Genomic DNA, 16,661 nt, shown 5'->3' on the forward strand with positions numbered 1-16,661 from the left:
AGGAAGCACGGCGACGACTGCCTGCAGGAATTGCGCTGGCTCTACGACCGGCGCGATCTCGCAGAGGCCAGGGCTGATCTTGCCGCATGGCTTGCCAAATGGTCGGCACGCTATCCGCGCCTGACAGGCTGGGCCGAGGATGCCATCGAACAAACCCTGACCTTCTTCAGGCTGCCGAGACAGCACCACAAGCATCTCAAATCCACCAACATGCTGGAGCGGNCAAGCATCTCAAATCCACCAACATGCTGGAGCGGCTCAACGAGGAAATCCGCCGGCGCACCTATGTCGTGCGCATCTTCCCCAATACCGAAAGCTGCCTGCGCCTGGTCAGGGCGTTGGCCGTCGAGACCAATGAAAACTGGATGGAGGCCAACCGATACATCAACATGGACGACCTGCGCGAGCACAAGAAGCTCGCTCTGCGCCAAGCCGCATGACCAGCATCATGGCCGCCCCATTTTGCAGAACTTGACGCACACAACCGCGCATTTGCGACGAGGACGGCGCAGAGCTTTATGCCGGCCCGGCCGACGGGGCGTATTCGGCGTAGGCAACCACTCCGATCCGCGACCTTGCCTTCTCCCTTGGGGGTGAGAAGCGGTCCGCGCAGCAGACGAAAAGCCAATTGTTGGCTTTTCGAGTTTCGAACGCCCTGAGCCTGCGAAGGACCAAGGGTGGTCCGGTCCACCCGCCCGGTCCCCGCTGCTTCGCAGGGTCCCGGCATTCGCCGCCTTTTTTATCGTGCCAGTGGGACGGTGAATTCGCCTCCGGCGGACTCACCCGACAGGGGAGAAGGAAAAATCAGCAGGGGCCGTCCTCGACGACGCGGTAGTCGGCGGCACGGGCCTCGCAGGCGTTGGGAAAGGTGCGCAGCTCGCCATGGCGGCGGGCGCAGACCGGGGCGTATTCGCGCGTGCAGAATGTCGGCTCTTCGCCACCACCGCCACCACCGCCGCCGTCGCGGCAAGGGCCGTCGCGAACGATGCGGTAGCCTTCCCGTTCGGCAAGGCAGGCATTGGCGAAGGTCTGGCGGTCACCGCCGCGCCGCGCGCAGACCGGCTCGTATTGCCTGGTGCAGAATTCCGGTTCCGGCCGTGGCGGGCGCGGACGTGGTCCCGGCCCGTCATCGACGACGACGGTGCAGGCCGCAAGAAGACCCGACAGGAAGAGAATAGTAAAACCCTGGCGCGAGAAGATCGTCGCAAGAAATCTCATGAATATGCCTCCCTCGAGACCCCCGTCCCCGGCGCAAAACGCGCCTGTCGATCCTCGCCATTCCCTTGCCAAATGCAACCCCGTTTGCGGCGCGGGAGCCATGCGATGCCCGGCCCGCGCATTGCTTTGGCCCTGGACCAAACCGCTGGACCATGCGTGGCCGGGCTCTGGCTGATGAACTCTTAAGAACCCAGGTTTATCGAAGCGCCTTCGTTGGGATGCGTCGATGGACGCGGCCCGCGGCGCTATCTTGCAACGATCACGTTTCCGTGCGATAAATTTTGTGTTCGGGCATTTGCGACCCGGAGAGCGGAACGTTTTGGACGACCTTTCCCCGATACTGTGAATCTCTGACGGCCCCATTTTCGGCGGGGGGTTTTACCATGCGCAAATGCAGGACTGCCGAAGCAACCACCGGGACTTGCCCACGATGCCAGGCGGCGGGCAAACCATAAGACTGACACGGGTGAAGGAGTTTCCCCAATGGCCCAGACCGGCACCGTTAAATTCTTCAACGCGACCAAAGGCTTCGGCTTCATCACGCCCGACGGCGGCGCCAAGGATGTGTTCGTCCACATTTCCGCGATCGAGGCCTCGGGCCTGCGTACCCTCGTCGACGGCCAGAAGGTCACCTTCGACGTTGAACCCGACCGCATGGGCAAGGGTCCGAAGGCGGTCAACCTCCGCGCGGCCTGAACCGGCGGTGCCCGCGCGCCCGTCAGGGCGCTCGAAAAAGCACCTAAAGCGTGTTTGAACCGGCTTTGTCAGCCGTCCAGAGTTTCGAAGGCGCGACGTTTCCCGTTGCGCCTTTTTCATGACCGCCGTCGCCGGAGGCAAAGGACGCTTTATCGGTCAATGCCGTGGCTGATCGCCGGAGCAATCGTCTGGCGCGAATTGCCTTCGGTGCCACGATCTATTTGACCAGCCTTCAGCGTTGCCGCCGTCGCCAAAACTTTCTCTTGCCGATAGCGCTAAAATAAAGGACAAATTTCCCTTCGGGCATTTGCCGGCCCGAAACTGGACTTTATGGGATCAAAGGGAGCTTCCCATGCCGCAGACCGGCACCGTCAAATTCTTCAATCATGCCAAAGGCTTCGGCTTCATTACGCCCGACGACGGGCAGAAGGATGTCTTCGTTCATATTTCGGCCGTGCAGGCTTCGGGTCTTTCCGGTCTGGAGGATGGACAGAAAGTGACATTCGACACCGAGCCGGACAAGCGCGGCAAGGGTCCGAAGGCCGTCAACCTGTCGGTCGGCTAAGCTGGCTCAAGACAGTCCGGACGGAGATTGACGAGGCGGAGCGCCTTGCGTACGCGCTTGGTTTTGCCGCAAGAACTGGATCGTATCAGCCAATTCCGTTCAGCCCCCGTTCAGCCACGGTCTTCTATTAATCGTCCCCTAGGCTGGACCGCATCCCCGAAAACTATCCGGGCCGGCACGAAGGAGACCAAAATGAATCGCATTTTCAAGACCGCCATCCTGGGCGCCGCTCTCGCCGCGACCACCCTCGCCACCTTGCCTGCCGCCAATGCCAAGGACTGGAACCGCTGGCATCATGGCCATGGTCGTCATCATAATGGCGACGCGCTTGCGGCCGGTGTCGTCGGCCTTGCGGCCGGCGCTCTGATCGCCGGTGCGCTGAGCAACCCGCAGCCGCGCTACAGCAGCTATGATGACGATTACGACTACCGCGAAGTGCGGCCGGCGCCGGTGCGCCGTTACTATGCCGAACCGCGGGTCGTCTATGCCGACCGCTATGCCGAGCCGTGGACCCGCGACTGGTACGAATACTGCTCGGACCGCTACCGGAGCTTCAATGCCCGCAGCGGCACGTTCACCGGCAATGACGGTGAGCAGCATTTCTGCGTCGCGAATTGAGCTTCCCTGTCCCACAAAAAGCGCTGACCGCAAGGCCAGCGCTTTTTTTTTGGCAGAAAGACATCGCTAAGTCAGGAAGGGATTGGTCCGCCTCTCCTCGCCAAAGCGGCCACCCGGGCCGTGGCCGCAGATGAAGCCGATCTCGTCACCGAGCGGCAAAAGCTTGTCCTTGATCGAGGCGATCAGCGCCGCATGGTCGCCGCCCGGCAGGTCGGTGCGCCCGACCGAGCCGCGAAACAGCACGTCGCCGACATGAGCGAACTTCGCCGCGCGATTGTAGTATACGACATGGCCGGGCGCATGGCCGGGGCAGTGCAGCACCTCGAACATATGTGAGCCGAACGACACCGTCTCGCCCTCTGCGAGAAACCGGTCGGGCACGCAGTTGCGCGCCCCGGCAATGCCGTAGCGCTGGCCCTGGTTCTCGAGATTGTCGAGCAATAGCTTGTCGGCTTCGTGCGGGCCGATGATCTCGATGCCGAGTGCTTCCTTCAGCTCCATGGCGCCGCCGGCGTGATCGATGTGGCCATGGGTGATCCAGATCGCAGCGGCGGTGATCGCATTGTCCTTCAGCACCGCCAGCACCTTGTCGATGTCGCCGCCCGGATCGACGACGACGCCATGCTTGTCATCCATGTCGAACAGGATGGTGCAGTTCTGCTGGAAAGGCGTGACCGGCACGATGCCGGCATTGAGCTGACCCATGATTGTCCTTTCGCTGTTCCAGCGTGATGTAGAGGCGCGGGCGAAGGCCGTCCACTGCTGAAAGGCAAACAGTCCGTCCCAAAACAGAAATGGGCGGCCCAACGGCCGCCCATTTGACGAAGCCTGAGTCTCGAGCAATTCCAGGAAAAGTGTAAAGCGGTTTTCCGTCCGGAATTGGGTAAAACAACAAACTAGATCATTCGCCGTGAAACGGTGAATGATCTAGAGGCTTACTTCTTCATCGCGCCCATGACCGCACCGATGATGCCGGTCAGGATGGCGCCGCCGCCGGCGCCGCCGAGCAGGTTTTTGAGGTTCAGCGTATCGCCCAATCCGCCCGCTGCCGTTGCAGCCGCTGCCGGGTCGGCCGTGCCGCCGAGCAGGCTGCCGAGGATCGCCGCCCCGCCGACGCCGCCAACGGCGCCACCGATGATTTTGGTCAGCTGGCCCATCGCCGCATTCTTCAGCGCAACGCCGACCGCCTGACCACCGACAACACCTGCAATTACCTGTACAACGAGCGCAATGAGCGTATTCGTATCCATGTACCTAGTCCCTCCATAGCTGCCAGCCTCCCGGGCCGACACCATCATGAGACGCTGAATTGTACGAAAGTCAAATGCACAGATGCTGAAATAAAGGGGCCGGCCTCAAAACCGCCCCTGCTTGCGAAAAAAGCTGTGACTTTCGTTATTCTGCGGCTATCGCATGCTTAGGTTGCACCGCAGCAGAATAGTCGTTCATCAAAGTCTTGGCGATCTCGCCGACCTCGAATCGGTACGGACCGATCTCGGAGACCGGCGTCACTTCCGCTGCCGTTCCGGTGAGGAAGCACTGTTCGAAGCCTGCGAGTTCCTCAGGCATGATGGCGCGCTCGACGACTTCAAGGCCGCGGTCTTTCGAGAGGCCGATGACGGTGCGGCGGGTGATGCCGTCGAGGAAGCAATCGGGCTTCGGCGTGTGGATCTTGCCATCCTTGACGAAGAAGATGTTGGCGCCCGTTGCTTCGGCGACCTGGCCGCGCCAGTCGAGCATCATGGCATCGGCATAGCCCTTGGCCTCGGCGGCATGCTTGGACATGGTGCAGATCATGTAGAGGCCGGCGGCCTTCGACTTCGACGGCGCGGTGCGCGGATCGGGCCGGCGCCATTCCGCCAGATCGAGACGGATGCCCTTGAGCTTCTGCGCCGGGTCGAAATAGCTCGGCCATTGCCAGATGGCGATGGCGCAGTTGATGCGGCTGTTCTGCGCCGACACCCCCATCTGTTCGCTGCCGCGCCAGGCGATCGGCCTGACATAGGCGTCCTGGAAACCCTGCTTCTTCAGAAGCGTGGTCGAGGAGTCATTGAGCTCGGCCACGGAATAGGGAATATTGAAGCCGAGCAGGCGCGCCGATTCATGCAGACGCTCGGTGTGCTCGTTGAGCTTGAAGATGGCGCCGCCATAGGCGCGCTCGCCCTCGAAGACGGCGCTGGCATAGTGCAGGCCGTGGGTCAGCACGTGGATCTTGGCATCGGCCCATTTGACGAACTCGCCGTTGATCCAGATGAAGCCGTCCAGTTGGTCGAAGGGAACGGATGCCATGGAAACCTCCCGCGGGCGGCGACCCGCACATCATTAGTGTTGTTCTTGTTGCGCGACAGCCGCGTCGGGCGGCCCTTGAAGCGTAAGCGGAGAATCGAACTCTGGCAAACTCAGGAAGTTCCGGAAAAACCGCACTCCCTTGCCTTTTCGTTCGCATTCAGCCGAAAAGCTTGTCAAAAATTACCATTGCGGGGAAATTACGTCAATAGTACTGACATAATTTCCCTCTATGGACGGAGAAATGATGACGGATCGAAGCCCAACTGCCGGAAAACCGATCAAGACGCCGATCACCGACGAGGACGGCATCGACTTCGCCATCATCGAACTGTTCTTCTTTGCGTATCGCGATTTCACTTCCGATCCGGACCAGATCCTGGCCGATTACGGCTTTGGCCGCGCCCATCACCGGGTGCTGCATTTCGTCAACCGCCGGCCGGGACTGACGGTCGCTGAACTGCTCGACGTGCTCAAGATCACCAAGCAGAGCCTGGCGCGGGTGCTCAAGCAGTTGATCGACACCGACCATATCGTGCAATTGCAGGGTCCGCGCGACCGCCGCCAGCGGGAGCTCTATCCGACAGCCAAGGGGCGCGCCCTGGCGCTGGCCCTGGCGCGGCCACAGTCACGCCGCATCCGTGCTGCATTGGAAGATTCCGGAGCCAGCGAGCGTCCCTTGATCGAACGATTCCTGGAAGCCATGGTCAATCCGGAACTAAGGGCGCAGATCGACATTGTGCCTGCAAACATGTCAGGGAAAAGCCATGGAGACCATTGAGAGGGTGGACCAGCCGACGGCGCCGGACGATGACGCGCCGCATCTGCTTGTGGTCGACGACGACACCCGCATTCGCAATTTGCTCAAGCAGTATCTGACCGAAAATGGTTTTCGCGTCACAGTCGCCGGAAATGCCGGCGAGGCCAGGCGAAAGCTTGCAGGACTCGACTTCGACCTCCTTGTCCTCGACGTCATGATGCCCGGAGAGACCGGCGTCGACCTCACCAAGGCGCTGCGGGCGGAGAAGAACGTACCGATCCTGATGCTCACCGCGCTATCGGAAACCGACAGCCGCATCACTGGGCTCGAGGCCGGCGCCGACGACTATCTGCCCAAGCCCTTCGACCCGCGCGAACTGATCCTGCGCATCAATAACATTCTGCGCCGCGGCGGCCCGGCGACGACGCCCAAGGTCGAGCAGCTGGTCTTCGGCCCCTACACCTTCCAGATCGCCAGGCGCGAGCTGAAGCGGGGCGGCGAGGCGCTGAAGCTGACCGACCGCGAGCAGGAGATCTTGGCGATCTTTGCCGCGCGGGCCGGCGAAACGATCCCGCGTCACGAGCTTGTCGGCGACGATTCGGAAGTCGGCGAGCGCACCATCGACGTCCAGATCAACCGCCTGCGCCGCAAGATCGAGCGCGATCCGTCCAATCCGGTCTGGCTGCAGACGGTGCGCGGTATTGGGTATCGGCTCAGCGTGGAATAGAATGCCGCTGACGGCCGCCCTTGGCCATAGATGTGTGGCCATCGACCAGCGGCCATTGACCCAGCGGAAGGATAAATGGCGACCACGCAACTGGAACGGCCGGAACAAGGCGGCTTTGGCGCGCGCGTATCACGCGCGCTGAAAGCAATGCCGCGTGCCTGGAAGCGGTTCTGGCGGCTGGTTGCGTTCTATATGCCCAAGCGGCTTTATGCCCGCTCGCTGATCATCGTCATCGCGCCGATGATCCTTCTGCAGTCGGTCGTCGCCTTCGACTTCATGGAACGCCACTGGGCAACCGTGACGCAGCGCCTGTCGCAGGCCACCGTGCGCGACATCGCCGCGATCATCGACATGATCGAGACCTATCCGCATGATGGCGACTACGCCAACATCGTCCGCATCGCCCAAGACCGCATGCAATTGAAGGTCGACCTCTTGCCGCCCGACCCGTTGCCGGCGCCTGGACCCAAGCCCTTCTTCTCGATCCTTGACGACGTCCTTTCCACCGAGATCACCCGCCAGATCAACCGCCCGTTCTGGATCGACACGGTCGGCAATTCCAACATCGTCGAGGTCCGCATCCAGCTCGAGGGCAAGGTGCTGCGCGTCTTCGTGCGCCGCAGCCAGGCCTATGCCTCCAACACCCACATCTTCCTGATCTGGATGGTCGGGACGTCACTGGTGCTGCTGACGATTGCCATCCCCTTCCTTCGCAACCAGATCCGGCCGATCCTGTCTCTGGCCGAGGCCGCCGAAAGCTTCGGCAAGGGCCGGCCGATGCCGCGCGATTTCCGCCCACGCGGCGCCGAGGAGGTTCGCCGGGCCGGCTTTGCCTTCATCCAGATGCGCGAGCGCATCGAACGCCAGCTGGAACAGCGCACCGCCATGCTGACCGGCGTCAGCCACGATCTCAGAACCATCCTCACCCGCTTCAAGCTGCAGCTGGCGCTGGCCGGCGGCAAGCCCGAGACCAAGGCCGCGCTCAACCAGGACATCGACGACATGCAGTCGATGCTGGAAGGCTATATCGCTTTTGCCCGCGGCGAAGCGTCGGAAGATGCCGGCCATTTCGATCTCGAGGCCTATTTCCAAAAGCTCGGCGAGGAGGCGTCGCTGCACAAGCGCAAGCTATCGACCGTGCTTGCCGGTGATCCGGACGTGCATGTGCGCCCGCACGCTTTCGCCCGGCTGTTGTCCAATGTCGCCGGCAATGCCTTGCGCTATGCCAAGACGGTGGAGATCAGCGCCGATCACGGCCGCGGCTCACTCGTCGTCACCATCGACGATGACGGTCCGGGCATCCCGCCGGAAAAGCGCGAGGACGTGTTCAAACCGTTCGTGCGGCTCGACGAGGCGCGCAACCTCGACGCCAGCGGCACCGGCCTTGGTCTCTCTATCGCCCGCGATATTGCCCGCAGCCATGGCGGCGACATCATGCTGGAAGACAGCCCGCTCGGCGGCCTGCGGGCGGTGATCAAGGTGCCCGCCTGACCAAAGCATGATCTGGAAGTCGGGCTCGGCCAAAAACCACCTTCATCCGCCCGTCATGAAACCATGGTCAAGAGCGCGCATGAAGCGCGCGACCTCAGTTGATTCAGCTCAGCCGCCTCACTTCGACCTCGTGCCTGCCCGGGTGCGCTGGAGCGAAGCGAGGGCAGCCGGGCCGTACCGCTATCGCATCAAGGCAACTGTCGACCCGAGCAAAGGACCGCCATGCGCATCCTGATGGTCACCGACGCCTGGCGGCCGCAAGTCAACGGCGTCGTCCACACGCTGGAGCGGCTCACCGAAACGCTGAAAACCTTCGACGTTGCGGTCGACTTCCTGACCCCGAACATTTTTCGCACCTTGCCGTTGCCGACCTACCCCGACATCAGGCTGGCGCTGACCACGCCCGGCCATGTCGCGCGGCTGATCGAGGCTCGCAAGGCCGACCATATCCATATCGTCACCGAAGGCCCGCTCGGCATCATGGCGCGGCGCTATTGCCGCAATGCTGGCCGTCCCTTTACCACCAGCTATCACACCCGCTTTCCCGAATATCTCAGCGCCCGCCTGCCGGTGCCGGAGAGGTGGGCCTATCGCTGGCTGCGTGATTTCCACAATTCCGGACAAGGCACGCTGGTCGCCACCCAGTCGCTGGCGGAGGACCTTGCGTCGCGAGGCTTCACCAAGCTCAGGCCGTGGACGCGGGGCGTCGACACCGATCACTTCCGCCCGGACAAGAAGAAGGACCTCGGCTTTCCCGGCCCGGTATTCCTGTGCGTCGGCCGCGTCGCCATCGAGAAGAACCTGAGCGCCTTCCTCGATCTCGACCTGCCCGGCAGCAAGGTGATCGTCGGCGAAGGACCGGAACTGGCCAGGCTCAGGGCGAAATACCCGCAGGCGCATTTCCTCGGCCATCGCCCGAACGATGAGCTGGCCGAGATCTACGCCTCGGCTGATGTTTTCGTTTTCCCCAGCCGCACCGACACGTTCGGCAACGTGATCATCGAGGCGCTGGCCAGCGGCACGCCGGTGGCCGCCTATCCGGTCACCGGACCGATCGACATTGTCGGCGACGGCATCGGCGGCGCGGTGTCGACCGATCTGCGCGAGGCCTCGCTCGCCGCGCTCAATGTCGACCGCGCCGAGGCGCGCGAACGCGCCATGCGCTACAGCTGGAAAGCCTGCGCCGAGATGTTCATGGACACGGTCGAAGAGGCGCTCGGCACCACGCGCAAGCTGGCCGCCTGACGCAATCTTCCTAAAATAGTCGCCCGCCGTCCGGCACCTTGCGCTCGATGGCGCCAAGCACCACGGCGCCTTCTTCATCAGGGAAGCCGAGCGTGAGCACTTCCGACATGAACGGACCGATCTGGCGCGGCGGGAAATTCACCACCGCAAACACCTGCCGTCCCACCAGCGTTTCCGGCGCATAGTATTTCGTGATCTGTGCCGAGGATTTCTTCACGCCGATCTCAGGGCCGAAATCGATCTTCAGCTTGAAGGCGGGTTTGCGCGCCTCGGGGAAAGGCTCAGCCTCGACGATCGTGCCGGCACGGATGTCAACACGATCAAAATCGGCAAAGCTGATCTCGGGCTTGCGCGCGCTGCTCGAACTCATGGAAGCTCAAGCGTTGCCATAGGTCTCGAACAGGACGCCGGCCAGCGCATCCTTGGCCGAGGTTCCCGACCAGACAACGAACTGGAAGGCCTGGAAATAGCACTCGCAGGCTTCAAGCGCCGACGACAAAAGCACCTCGACCTGCTGGCTCGACGGTTCGACCCCGCCGGCGAGCAGCAGCGACTGGCGAAACATGATCGCGCCCTCCTGCTCCCAGAGATCGAAATGGCCAAACAGCATCTGCTCGTTGATCAGCGACAAAAGCCGCATCACTTCCAGCGCGCGGGCTTCCGGCACCTTGATGTCGAAAGCACAGGCCAGATGCAGCGCCTCGAAATCCTCCATCCATGAGAAGGAGACGTGATAGTCGGTCCAGCTGCCGGCAACCGAGATCGAGATTTCGTCATCGCCGGCCCGTTCGAAGGACCAGTCATTGTTATGGGCGACCTGCTCGATGACATCCACCGGATGGATTTCGCGGGAGAATTCGAGTTCGAGAAGTTCCATGGAATGCTTCCTGTGTTCAGGGGAGCGCCACACGCTCCGCGGGGCACACACGACGAACAATCTTGTCTTGAACTCGGACGGCCAGGACTTCACGACACAAAGACCCCGGACCGGACCCCACCGCCCGGCCGCATGACCCTGCTCCGAATCATGCAACAAATTCAGTCTATTGATCGGGAGTCGCGTGAACAGCCTAATTTTTCGCACTGCGTCATCAGCATGTGGAAAGGCGCTGTCACAAAGATTCATGCATCGCCGGTAAACGATTCACGGCAAAGCATTTTTTCGGATTGTGCTTTGTGGAAAAGTTCAAATTTTATTTTTTTGCTTTGGGCTTTGCCGCAGCCACAGGTGCGGCCTGTCCGGTCAATTCGGCAAGCCTGGCCTCGAGCGCATCGATGCGGGCGGCCAGCCTGGTGTTTTCTTCGCGGGCCTTGGCAGCCATGTCGCGGGCAGCCTCGAACTCCTCGCGCTGCACCACATCCATGGTGTTGAGGATGCGCTCGGCCTGCCCCTTGAAGGCAGTCTCCACCTCGCGGCGCACGCCTTGTGCGGCACCCGCGGCATCGGTCATCAGCTTGGCGAATTCATCGAGAATGCGGTTCGGTCCGGTCGACATGGCAAATCCTCGCTTGCTGGAATTGACGTAGTGACACTGCCTGCGGAATGCAAGAACGTTGAAGCTGGTGCGGCTTCATGTCGGACGCGATTTGGCTCACGGTCCGGCCGACAGATTGCTATTATCGCAAATGGATTCTTGGAACGACGGTTGCCGTGACGGACAGTGCGGACTTGGAGAAGCGCTTTGCAGCACTCGATGCAGCACTCGCAAAGGGCATTTCGGATGCCAGTGCGGGCCGGGTCTAGCCTGGCGACGAGGTGCTGGACAGGCTTGAAGCCAAATACAGGGCAATGGCAGAGAGAACCAAGTGAAGTTACTGGTCTTCACAGACCAGCGGCCTAGTTTTCCTCACGACTTGCTCCAGGCAAGAGTCACTCTCATTCAGGATCAACCAATGGCAACGCCCCCGCGCCGACCGACCAATCCGATGGAAGCCGCTGAAGCGGCCTTCAAGCCGGTCAAGAAACCCGTGCCTCCCATTCGCGAACCCTCCGCTGCACCAAACGTTCGCGAGCTTGTCTCGATCAGGATCGATCGCGCCGTGCTCGACCATTTCCAGGAAGATGGCCCCGGCTGGCAAGACAGGATCAACGATGCGCTCAGGCAATTGGTCGCCGGCAAGCCGCAGGGTTGAGCCCGTTATCTCTGACGATCAGGCTGTCGTCACCTTGCCTTGACCCCGCCAAAACCCTGCCGCATGGTCCGCGCCCTAACGCGAGCCCTCCCGGGAGATCCTGTTGAACGACTATTTCCTGCTGCCGATGGCGTCGCTGTCCTTCCCCAACATCGACCCGATCCTGGTTCAGATCGGCCCGCTGGCGGTGCACTGGTACGGCATCGGCTATATCGTCGGCATCCTGTTCGCCTGGTGGTACGCCAAGCGGCTCGTCACCAACACAAGGCTGTGGCCTGATGGCGTCTTGCCGATGAAGCCGATCGACCTCGACGATTTCATCGTCTGGGCCGCCGTCGGCGTCGTGCTCGGCGGACGCACCGGCTATGTGCTTTTCTACGATTTAAAGCGCTATATCGACCACCCGCTCGACATCTTCGCCGTCTGGCAGGGCGGCATGTCGTTCCATGGCGGCCTGCTTGGCGTCATCCTCGCCATGACGCTGTTTTCCCTCAAGCGCGGCATCCGCACCTGGACGCTGTTCGACGTGGTGGCAGCCGGCGTGCCGGTCGGGCTCGGCCTCGTCCGCATCGCGAACTTCGTCAATGCCGAACTCTGGGGTCGCGTGACCGACGTGTCGTGGGGCGTCGTCTTCTGCAACGAGCGTCTCCAGCAGACCGTGGCGGGTTGTGTCGCGGGCCTGGAGCCTCGCCATCCGAGCCAGCTCTACGAAGCGCTGCTCGAGGGCGCGGTGCTGTTCCTGGTCCTGCGCTTCCTCACCCATTCGCGGCTGAAGCTGAAGACGCCGCGCTTTGTCGGCGGCGCCTTCATTTGCGGCTACGGCCTGTCACGCATCTTCGTCGAGTTCTTCCGCGAGCCCGACCAGCAGCTCGGCTACCTCCTCGGCGGCTGGCTCACCATGGGCATGGTGCTGTCGCTGCCGATGGTGCTGGCCGGCATCTGGGCGATGGCCACAGCCAAACCGGCGCCGCAACCACAGCCGGCATGACACGGCTGAAGACCCGCATCGTCGACCTGATCGGCGCGCTCGGCCCCCTCCCCGTCAACGAGTACATGGCGCTCTGCCTGTTCGATCCCAGCGACGGCTACTACACCACGCGCGAGCCGTTCGGCGCCGCCGGCGACTTCGTCACCGCACCCGAGATCAGCCAAATGTTCGGCGAACTCGTCGCCGTCTGGCTCTATCAGGCCTGGCTGGCGATCGGCCGACCCCTGCCGGTCACCATCGCGGAGATCGGGCCTGGCCGCGGCACGCTGATGAAGGACATGCTTCGCACCCTGACGCGGCTCGATCCGGCTATCGCCGCCGGAGCATCCTTCGCTCTGGTCGAGACCAGTCCGCGGCTGACTGAAATCCAGAAGCAGACGCTTGCCGAAACTTCGGTTGAGCTCGGCTGGCACGAAACCATCGCCACACTACCGCAGGCGCCGTTGCTGATTGTCGGCAACGAATTGTTCGACGCTGTGCCGATCCGCCAGTTCATCCGCGCCGGCGCCGGCTGGCGCGAACGGGTGATCGGCCTCGATGTCTCAGACGAGTTGAGCTTCTTCGCCGGCGCCGGCTCGGTCGAGGCGACGCTGCTGCCGGAAGACGCCGCCGAGGCGCCACAAGGCTCTATTTTCGAAATAGCACCGGCCCGCGCGGCACTGATGGCGACCATTGCCGAACGCATAGCCGACCACGGCGGCGCCGGGCTGTTCCCCGATTACGGCCATCTCCAGCCCGGTTTCGGCGACACATTGCAGGCCGTGCGCAGGCACGCCCCCGAAGATGTGCTGGCCAATCCCGGCGAAGCCGATCTCACCGCCCATGTCGACTTCGCTGCACTGGCCGCCGTCGTGCGGGCGCATGGCCTCGATGTGGAATTGGCGACGCAGGGCGACTTTTTGCTTGGCACGGGATTGCTTGAGCGAGCTGGCCAGTTGGGCAGCCAGGCAAGCCAAGAGGCACGACAAACCATTGCCGATGCCGTCGAGCGCCTGGCCGGCCCCGACGGCATGGGCACGCTGTTCAAAATCCTGAAAATCCTGCCGCATCAGCCAGTCTGACCCTCAGAGATCGTTACAAGCCGTCTCGCCATGTCGCTTGTGGTCGCATGCCTGCTTTTGGCCAATGCAAAGTCGACGCGGCAGCACTGTCGCAATCACTCGGCCGAACTTCGCCTTGACGAAAACGCCGGCGCGGACAACAAACCCATCCATGCTGAATCAGACCAAACCGGATCCTGTTCGCTCGCCGCTGCTGGAAGCGGCCAAGCCGCGAGGTATCCGCCATGGCTATTTCACCCGTATCGGCGGCGTCTCCGGCGGCATCTATCAGGGACTTAACATCGGCACCGGCTCGGATGACGATCAGATGCTGGTCGCCGAGAACCGCCGCCGCGTCGCTGCCTGGATGGGTGTGCCGGCCAGCCATCTCCTGACCGCGCATCAGGTCCACTCGCCCGATGTCGTTATTGCCAGGGAACCCTTTCCCGGCCCGCGGCCCAAGGCCGACGCCATCGTCACCGACCGGCCGGGCATCGCCATCGGCGCCTCGACGGCCGATTGCGGCCCCGTGCTGTTCGCCGATGCGCAAGCGCGCATCATTGGCGCTGCACACGCCGGCTGGAAGGGCGCTTTCACCGGTGTGCTTGAAAACACCATTGCCGCGATGGAAAGCCTCGGCGCCCGCCGTGAGCGCATCATTGCGGTTCTCGGTCCTTCGATCGGCCCCGACAATTACGAGGTCGGGCCGGAATTCGTCGCCCGTTTCGTCGAAGCCGATGCCGAAAACATCGGCTATTTCGCGCCTTCGGCCAATCCGGCGCATGCAATGTTCGATCTCAACCTCTATACGGTCGACCGGCTGAAGAAGGCTGGCGTGACCGCGCAGGGGCTTGGCCGCTGCACCTATGCCGAGGAGGATCTCTTCTTTTCCTACCGGCGCGCGAGGCATCGCAAGGAACCGGACTACGGTCGGCAGGTTTCGGCAATTGTTTTGGAGAACGGATAATGGCGCTGCATTTCGAACGGTCGGAATTTGACGCCCGGCGTGACCGGTTGATGATCGAGATGACGGAAAAGAAGCTCGATGCTGTACTGCTTTTCGCCCAGGAGAGCATGTACTGGCTAACCGGCTACGACACGTTCGGCTTCTGTTTCTTCCAGTGCCTGGTTGTGAAGGCTGACGGCTCGATGGTGCTGCTCACCCGCTCGGCCGATTTGCGCCAGGCGCGCCACACATCGATCATCGACAACATCGTGCTGTGGACCGACCGCGACGGCGCCAACCCGGCGGTCGACCTGCGCAACCTGCTCAACGACCTCAATCTCCTCGGCGCCCGCATCGGCGTCGAATACGACACCCATGGCCTGACCGCCTTCAATGGCCGCCGCGTCGACGAGCAGCTGCAGACCTTCGGCCAGATCGCCGACGCCTCCGGTATTGTCGGCCGTCTGCGCCTGTTCAAGAGCCCGGCTGAAATCGCCAAGGCCGAAAAGGCCGCCAACCTTTCCGACGACGCGCTCGACGCGGCCCTGCCGCTGATCAAGCAGGGCGGCGACGAAGCGCTGATCCTTGCCGCCATGCAGGGCGCGGTGTTTGCCGGCGGCGGCGACTATCCGGCCAATGAATTCATCATCGGCTCGGGCATCGACGCGCTGCTCTGCCGCTACAAGGCCGGGCGCCGCAAGCTGACCAAGAACGATCAGCTGACGCTCGAATGGGCCGGCGTGTTCCATCACTATCACGCGCCGATGATGCGCACCGTGCTGACCGGCAAGGCGTCGAAGCGCCATCAGGAGCTGTTCGACGCCGCCCGCGCGGCTCTTCTGGCGGTCGAGAAGGCGATGACGCCCGGCAACACCTTCGGCGACGTCTTCGACGCGCATGCCCGCACGCTGGAGGCGCACAGCCTGACCAAGCATCGGTTGAACGCCTGCGGCTATTCCGTCGGCGCCCGCTTCACCCCGTCCTGGATGGATATGCCGATGTTCTACCAGGGCAATCCCGAGCCGATCGCGCCCAACATGACATTGTTCGCGCACATGATCATCATGGACTCCGAAACCGAGACGGCGATGACGCTTGGCCGCACCTACCTGACCACCGAATCCCAGCCGAAGCCGCTTTCACGCCATGATCTCGACTTGATCGTACAGTGAATCCATAATGGTTGGTCCACGCGGGGGCGTTCGCGACTAAGGAGTTTTCGGGCAGATGAGACGATCGCATGTGACGACCGTGTCATTGCTCGCAGCGCTTGTGCTGGCCGCTTGCACCAATGCCAAGGACGTCCTTGAGCCGTCCGCCATCACGCCGCCGGCAGCCTCGGCCCAACCGGCTCAGCCCTTGGCTGCCCCGGGCATCGCGCCCGCCGCCACACCAGCGCCGGCCGTCGGCGCCACGACACCCGCCAACCCCGCGCAGAGCGCCGCCGCTTTGTCGAAGACCCGGCTGCAGATCGCGCCGATCGTCGGCGCCTCCGTGGAAGCGGCAACGCCGCTGACGGCCGAACTGCAGACACGCGCCAAGCAGCGCGGCATCACCCTTGCCGGCAGCGCCGACCAGGCCGCCACCCATGTGCTGAAGGGCTACTTCTCGACCATGACGGAAGGCAAGGATACCACCGTTATCTATGTCTGGGACGTCTATGACCCCGCTGGCAACCGGCTACACCGCATCAATGGCCAGCAGAAGGCGCCCTCGGTCAATGCCGCCGAAGGCTGGCCCGCGGTTGCACCCGCTACCATGCAGGCGATCGCCGACCAGACGATCGACCAGTTCGCGGCCTGGCTCGGCGGCAGCGCCGGCTGATCCGCCTGTTACCGGCTTCCGTTCACTGTTGACGTTTTTGAGATTAGCCGGCGGATTCCCGTCAACGAGGCTTGCAATACCGGCACGGCTCGCTACAAGCCCGATTAAGAGGACCTCCCCATCC

General features: G+C 62.6%; 20 protein-coding genes and 1 pseudogene. 14 read left to right on the forward strand and 7 right to left on the reverse strand.

Going from position 1 to position 16,661, the window contains the following annotated elements:
- Window positions 1–440 (forward strand): annotated as a pseudogene (locus X771_RS01000000164555) (transposase); the annotation flags it as partial.
- Between the two features lie 364 nt (window positions 441–804).
- Here X771_RS01000000164555 and X771_RS164550 read toward each other — a convergent pair.
- A complete protein-coding gene (locus X771_RS164550; protein ID WP_023672018.1) occupies window positions 805–1,218 on the reverse strand; it encodes a Kazal-type serine protease inhibitor domain-containing protein in 414 nt (137 codons plus the stop codon).
- A 483-nt stretch (window positions 1,219–1,701) separates the two neighbouring features.
- Between X771_RS164550 and X771_RS164545 the strand changes: the two genes are divergently transcribed.
- The 3 genes from X771_RS164545 (at window position 1,702) to X771_RS164535 (ending at window position 3,097) form a co-directional block, all read left to right on the forward strand.
- Window positions 1,702–1,914 carry a cold-shock protein gene (locus X771_RS164545; protein ID WP_006202520.1) on the forward strand — a complete coding sequence of 71 codons (213 nt, stop codon included), beginning with the start codon at window positions 1,702–1,704 and terminating at the stop codon, window positions 1,912–1,914.
- Between the two features lie 352 nt (window positions 1,915–2,266).
- Complete coding sequence (locus X771_RS164540) at window positions 2,267–2,479, forward strand: cold-shock protein (RefSeq protein WP_023672019.1); 213 nt, start codon at window positions 2,267–2,269, stop codon at window positions 2,477–2,479.
- A 192-nt stretch (window positions 2,480–2,671) separates the two neighbouring features.
- Window positions 2,672–3,097 carry a BA14K family protein gene (locus tag X771_RS164535; protein ID WP_023672020.1) on the forward strand — a complete coding sequence of 142 codons (426 nt, stop codon included), beginning with the start codon at window positions 2,672–2,674 and terminating at the stop codon, window positions 3,095–3,097.
- 66 nt (window positions 3,098–3,163) lie between these two features.
- Here the strand turns inward: X771_RS164535 and X771_RS164530 are convergent, their stop codons facing one another.
- From X771_RS164530 to X771_RS164520, 3 genes are all read right to left on the reverse strand, one after another.
- A complete protein-coding gene (locus tag X771_RS164530) occupies window positions 3,164–3,802 on the reverse strand; it encodes an MBL fold metallo-hydrolase (RefSeq protein WP_023683724.1) in 639 nt (212 codons plus the stop codon).
- A gap of 230 nt (window positions 3,803–4,032) precedes the next feature.
- The gene (locus X771_RS164525) at window positions 4,033–4,347 is read right to left on the reverse strand and encodes a hypothetical protein (protein ID WP_023686110.1); all 315 of its coding nucleotides are present in this window, start codon (window positions 4,345–4,347) and stop codon (window positions 4,033–4,035) included.
- Window positions 4,348–4,492: 145 nt separating this feature from the next.
- Window positions 4,493–5,386: a branched-chain amino acid aminotransferase gene (locus X771_RS164520; RefSeq protein ID WP_023686111.1), complete on the reverse strand. Its 894-nt coding sequence runs from the start codon at window positions 5,384–5,386 to the stop codon at window positions 4,493–4,495.
- A gap of 244 nt (window positions 5,387–5,630) precedes the next feature.
- Between X771_RS164520 and X771_RS164515 the strand changes: the two genes are divergently transcribed.
- The 4 genes from X771_RS164515 to X771_RS164500 all read left to right on the forward strand — a co-directional run bounded on the left by X771_RS164515 (window position 5,631) and on the right by X771_RS164500 (window position 9,606).
- Complete coding sequence (locus X771_RS164515; protein ID WP_023686112.1) at window positions 5,631–6,164, forward strand: MarR family transcriptional regulator; 534 nt, start codon at window positions 5,631–5,633, stop codon at window positions 6,162–6,164.
- The gene (locus X771_RS164510; protein ID WP_023672025.1) at window positions 6,151–6,870 is read left to right on the forward strand and encodes a response regulator transcription factor; all 720 of its coding nucleotides are present in this window, start codon (window positions 6,151–6,153) and stop codon (window positions 6,868–6,870) included. Before X771_RS164515 ends, X771_RS164510 begins: the two co-directional genes overlap by 14 nt.
- A gap of 75 nt (window positions 6,871–6,945) precedes the next feature.
- A complete protein-coding gene (locus tag X771_RS164505; protein WP_023686113.1) occupies window positions 6,946–8,361 on the forward strand; it encodes an ATP-binding protein in 1,416 nt (471 codons plus the stop codon).
- A gap of 222 nt (window positions 8,362–8,583) precedes the next feature.
- Complete coding sequence (locus X771_RS164500) at window positions 8,584–9,606, forward strand: glycosyltransferase family 1 protein (protein ID WP_023686114.1); 1,023 nt, start codon at window positions 8,584–8,586, stop codon at window positions 9,604–9,606.
- 10 nt (window positions 9,607–9,616) lie between these two features.
- Here the strand turns inward: X771_RS164500 and X771_RS164495 are convergent, their stop codons facing one another.
- From X771_RS164495 to X771_RS164485, 3 genes are all read right to left on the reverse strand, one after another.
- Complete coding sequence (locus X771_RS164495) at window positions 9,617–9,976, reverse strand: tRNA-binding protein (protein ID WP_023672028.1); 360 nt, start codon at window positions 9,974–9,976, stop codon at window positions 9,617–9,619.
- A 6-nt stretch (window positions 9,977–9,982) separates the two neighbouring features.
- Window positions 9,983–10,483, reverse strand: coding sequence for a YbjN domain-containing protein (locus X771_RS164490; protein ID WP_006202532.1), 501 nt, complete (start codon window positions 10,481–10,483; stop codon window positions 9,983–9,985).
- 316 nt (window positions 10,484–10,799) lie between these two features.
- Complete coding sequence (locus X771_RS164485) at window positions 10,800–11,102, reverse strand: accessory factor UbiK family protein (protein ID WP_023672029.1); 303 nt, start codon at window positions 11,100–11,102, stop codon at window positions 10,800–10,802.
- A gap of 397 nt (window positions 11,103–11,499) precedes the next feature.
- Here X771_RS164485 and X771_RS164480 point away from each other — a divergent pair, with 397 nt between their 5' ends.
- The 6 genes from X771_RS164480 to X771_RS164455 all read left to right on the forward strand — a co-directional run bounded on the left by X771_RS164480 (window position 11,500) and on the right by X771_RS164455 (window position 16,537).
- Window positions 11,500–11,739 (forward strand): BrnA antitoxin family protein, encoded by a 240-nt coding sequence (locus tag X771_RS164480; RefSeq protein ID WP_023686115.1) that lies wholly within the window; start codon window positions 11,500–11,502, stop codon window positions 11,737–11,739.
- A 103-nt stretch (window positions 11,740–11,842) separates the two neighbouring features.
- A complete protein-coding gene (gene lgt / locus X771_RS164475; RefSeq protein WP_023686116.1) occupies window positions 11,843–12,727 on the forward strand; it encodes a prolipoprotein diacylglyceryl transferase in 885 nt (294 codons plus the stop codon).
- Window positions 12,724–13,788, forward strand: coding sequence for a class I SAM-dependent methyltransferase (locus X771_RS164470; protein WP_023683719.1), 1,065 nt, complete (start codon window positions 12,724–12,726; stop codon window positions 13,786–13,788). The genes lgt and X771_RS164470 overlap by 4 nt, the downstream gene beginning before the upstream one ends.
- Before the next feature lie 151 nt (window positions 13,789–13,939).
- A complete protein-coding gene (pgeF, locus tag X771_RS164465) occupies window positions 13,940–14,734 on the forward strand; it encodes a peptidoglycan editing factor PgeF (protein WP_023686117.1) in 795 nt (264 codons plus the stop codon).
- Window positions 14,734–15,885, forward strand: a complete 1,152-nt coding sequence (locus X771_RS164460; protein WP_023683716.1) for a Xaa-Pro peptidase family protein — start codon at window positions 14,734–14,736, stop codon at window positions 15,883–15,885. Before pgeF ends, X771_RS164460 begins: the two co-directional genes overlap by 1 nt.
- A gap of 55 nt (window positions 15,886–15,940) precedes the next feature.
- Window positions 15,941–16,537, forward strand: coding sequence for a hypothetical protein (locus tag X771_RS164455; RefSeq protein WP_023686118.1), 597 nt, complete (start codon window positions 15,941–15,943; stop codon window positions 16,535–16,537).
- The last annotated feature ends 124 nt before the right edge of the window (window positions 16,538–16,661 follow it).

Source organism: Mesorhizobium sp. LSJC269B00 (genome assembly GCF_000502815.1).
Lineage (GTDB): Bacteria > Pseudomonadota > Alphaproteobacteria > Rhizobiales > Rhizobiaceae > Mesorhizobium.